The organism is Methylobacterium sp. WL69, assembly GCF_008039485.1.
Lineage (GTDB): Bacteria > Pseudomonadota > Alphaproteobacteria > Rhizobiales > Beijerinckiaceae > Methylobacterium.
Genome location: NZ_VRUZ01000168.1, coordinates 1 through 3,491, shown reverse-complemented (window position 1 = coordinate 3,491; position 3,491 = coordinate 1). Strand labels below are relative to the sequence as shown.

Below are 3,491 nucleotides of genomic sequence, written 5' to 3'. Positions count from 1 at the left end.
CCCCCACGAGGGCGCCGAGGGTGGCGAGCCCGATGCCCTGGACGGCGGCGACCCGCAGGGCCCCGACGAGGAGCGGCGCCCCGAGGGGCAGGCGCGGGCGGGCCTGTTCGACGCCCTGTCCCTCGCCGTCGAGTACGCCGCCCGGCGCGAGGCCGTGCACGCGGCCTTCGTCGAGCACCTCGTGCTCGCCGGCGGCGCCCTCGGACTGGCCGTCCCCGCGGTGATCCTGCTGTCCCTGTGGCGGCGCGGCCAGGACGCGGTCGGGATCGCCATCGGCGGGGTGCAGGTGGTGCCGGCGGTGGCGCTGCTGGGCGGCCTCGTCGCCCTCACCGGCGGGCTGCTGCGGGCCGTGCCCCCGTTGCGCGACCTCGGTCTCTCGGCCCTGGGGCCGGCCCCCGCCATGGTGGGCGTCGCCGCCTACCTGCTCCTGCCCCTGTGGCGGGGGCTGGCGGCGGCGCTCCGCGCGCCCGACCCCGCCAGCCTCGACGCGGCCAGGGCCATGGGCCTCACGGACGCTCAGATCCTCGCCCGCCTGCGCCTGCCCCTCGGGGCGCCGCTCCTCGTCGGGGCCCTGCGGGTCGCCGCCGTCCAGGGCATCGGGCTCGCCACCCTCGGCGCCCTCGTGGGGGCCGGCGGCCTCGGCCGCATCGTCTTCGACGGCATGGCGCAGTTCGCCCCCGACCTCATCCTGCTCGGCGCCGTGCCGGTGGTCGCCCTCTCGCTCGTGGCCGAGCGGACCTTGAGCGCCGTGGAGGATGGGATGCGCGCGGGACTGCCGGCATGAGCCTCCGCCCCATCGTCACCGTCGCGGCGACCGGCCTCGCCCTGGCGGCCCTGAGCCATCCGGCGGTCGCAACCCGGATCGCAAAAATCCTCGGCGAGGCACCGCGCCGAGCCCTCGACGCGGAGCGTCTCCTCGCCCTCGCCCTGCAGCACCTCGTCCTCGCCGGCACCGGCCTCGCCCTGGTGGCGGGCCTCGGGATCGGCCTCGGCATCGTGGCGACCCGGCGCGGGGCGGCCGCCCTGCGCCCGGCCATCGACGGCGTCGCCGCCGCCGCCCAGGCGGTGCCGCCCGTGGTGGTGGTGGCCCTCGCCCTGCCGGTGCTGGGCTTCGGCGGTCCGCCGACCCTCCTGGCGCTGGTCGCCTACGGGGTGATGCCGGTCCTGCGCGGCACGGTCGGCGCCCTGGAGACGGTGTCGCGCGAGGCACGCGAGGCGGCCGAGGCCATGGGCCTGACCCGCCGGCAGATCCTGCTGTCCGTCGAACTGCCCCTGGCCGCGCCCGGGATCGTCGAGACCCTGCGCACCGCCCTGGTGCTGTCCATCGCCACGGCGGCGGTCGGGGCCCTGGCCGGCGCCGCCACGCTCGGCACCCCCATCGTCGCCGGGCTCCAGAACCAGAACACCGTGCCGATGCTCCAGGGCGCCTGCGCCACCGCCGCCCTGGCCTTCCTCGGCGACGCCGCCATGCTGGGGCTGGCGGCGCTCGCCCGGATCAGTCGTCCACGAACGTGACCTCGGTGCCGGGCGCGACCCGCAGGGCGAGACTGCGCGCGTCCCAGTTCGTCAGGCGGATGCAGCCGTGCGACTCGGTCTTGCCGACCTTCTCGGGCTCCGGCGTGCCGTGGATGCCGTAGGAGGGGATTGCGAGGTCGATCCACACCACGCCCACGGGGTTGTTGGGGCCGGGGGGAATCGTGAACTTCTCCTTCGTCTTCACGCCCTTGAACGCGTATTTCGGGTTGTAGGTGTAGGTCGGCGCGAAGGCGACGCCCTTCACCTTGGTCTTGCCCGAGGGGGCGGGCTTCTCCGCGCTGCCGATGGAGGCGGGGTAGAACGCCAGGAGCTTGCCGGCCTCGTCGAAGGCCCGCACGTGGCGGGTCGCCTTGTCGACGGTGATGCGGGCGACATCCTTGGCCGGCTTGTCGTCCCCGCTCGCCTTGTCCTCCTTGGCTGCCTTGTCCTCCTTGGCTGCCTTGTCCTCCTTGGCTGCCTTGTCCTCCTTGGCTGCTTTGCCGGTCTTGCCAGCTTTGTCGCTCTTGCCCGCTTTGTCCTCGGGTTTCGGCTTGCCCGTCTCAAGGGCCGGCACCGCCGCCACGGTGATCACCGTGCCGGCCTTGTCGAGGGGCTTGTCGGGGTTGAGGGCGGTGAGAAGCGCCGGCGTCATGTGGAAGCGCTCGGCCAGCATCTCGCGCGCATCGGTGTAGGACAGGGCCTCCAGATCGGCCTGCTTCTCCATCTTCGCGGGGATTTCCGGGACGTAGGGCCCGGCGACGTCGGCCTCGGTCAGGGTGTACTCGGCCGCCACCGGCTCGGTGCTCGTGGCCTTCAGGGTCTCGAACAGCTTCGCGTTCATGCGCGTCGCGGCAGGCAGGCCGTTGGCGACGGCGAAGGCCGAGAGGGCGCCGCGCAGGTTTTCGCCGTCGCGTCCGTCGATGGCGCCGGGCGAGAACTGCGCCCGGTCGAGAAGCACCTGCACCTTCACGAGGAGGGGGTCGGGCCGCTTGTCGTCGGCCTTCCCCTTGCCACCCTTCTTCGCGCCGGCCCGTCCGTCGTCGCCCTTCGGCTTCGCGCCATCCACGAACGTGGCGGCCTCGATGGTGTCCCGGGTGAGGGCGGGCGCTTCGGCTGGGCGCGCCGCGTCCGCCTTGGCGGGGGGTTCCTTGCCGGGGGTTTCCTTGGCTTGGGCTTCCTTGGCGGAGGTTTCCTTCTCGGGGACCGCCTTCTCGGGCGCCGCCTGGGCACCGCCGACGAGGCAGGTCCAGGCCAGCGCGGACACGCCGCCCACCTTCAACAATCCAAGCATGGTCACGCATCCTGGCCGGGGCGCCGCCGCCCACTCGACAGGAAACAAGCTCGGCGGAGACTAAGCCGTTCCGCGCCTTGAAAATTATTGGCAGAGGCGGTGGCCGGCGGGACGCTCGCGCTCGTCGAGGTGGAAGTGGTTGGCGTGCGCCGCATCCGTGCCGGGCCCGAGCACCGTGCGGAAGACCCCGCAGGCCTTGGCGCGGGCATGGGCGAGGAAGGCCGCCTCCGGCGTCCCCTCGGGCAGGGGCGCCACGGCGATGGCCGGCCGGTTCGCGAAGGTGAATCCCATCACGTCGATGCCGTTGGCGAAGGCGTGCTCGCTCAGCTTGGCATCGGGATCGTGGTTCTGGCCCCGGCAGACGTAGGTGGTGCCGAGGCTGAGGCCCTTGAGCGGCTGCGACAGGTCGCGCTCGGCCAGCACCTGCGCCTCCGTGGCCCAGCGCGCCAGGGCCTCGGCGGCCCCGCAGACCAGGAGGGCGGGGGGTGTCAGGGCGAGGTCGCCGGAAAGCGACGTGATCTTCAGGGGGCGTGCCGCGCCGCACTGGCCGTCCGCGAGGGCCGGCTGGGGTTCGAACCGGGCGCCGAGGCGCTCCAGGCGCTGCCGGCAGGCGGTGTCGTCGGCCGCCGCCACCGTCAGGGCGAGGGCGGCTTCGCCGGAGAGTTCGGGGGGCCGGGCCGGGGGC

The 3,491-nt window shown here is 74.1% G+C and carries 4 protein-coding genes; 2 read left to right on the top strand and 2 right to left on the bottom strand.

Annotated features, from left to right (window positions below):
• Together FV218_RS22070 and FV218_RS22065 are read left to right on the top strand one after the other, a co-directional pair.
• Window positions 1-784: ABC transporter permease subunit (locus tag FV218_RS22070; protein WP_147711560.1), on the top strand; the 784-nt coding region annotated here is incomplete at its 5' end.
• Window positions 781-1,515, top strand: a complete 735-nt coding sequence (locus FV218_RS22065) for an ABC transporter permease subunit (RefSeq protein WP_056095713.1) — start codon at window positions 781-783, stop codon at window positions 1,513-1,515. The genes FV218_RS22070 and FV218_RS22065, both read left to right, overlap by 4 nt.
• Here the strand turns inward: FV218_RS22065 and FV218_RS22060 are convergent.
• Entirely contained in the window at window positions 1,496-2,806 is a 1,311-nt protein-coding gene (locus FV218_RS22060; RefSeq protein ID WP_246685234.1) for a L,D-transpeptidase, read from the bottom strand. The two genes, FV218_RS22065 and FV218_RS22060, sit on opposite strands and share 20 nt — an antisense overlap.
• Before the next feature lie 84 nt (window positions 2,807-2,890).
• Window positions 2,891-3,491, bottom strand: a 601-nt coding sequence (locus tag FV218_RS22055) for an extensin family protein (protein ID WP_147711559.1), incomplete at its 5' end; no start/stop codon positions are given.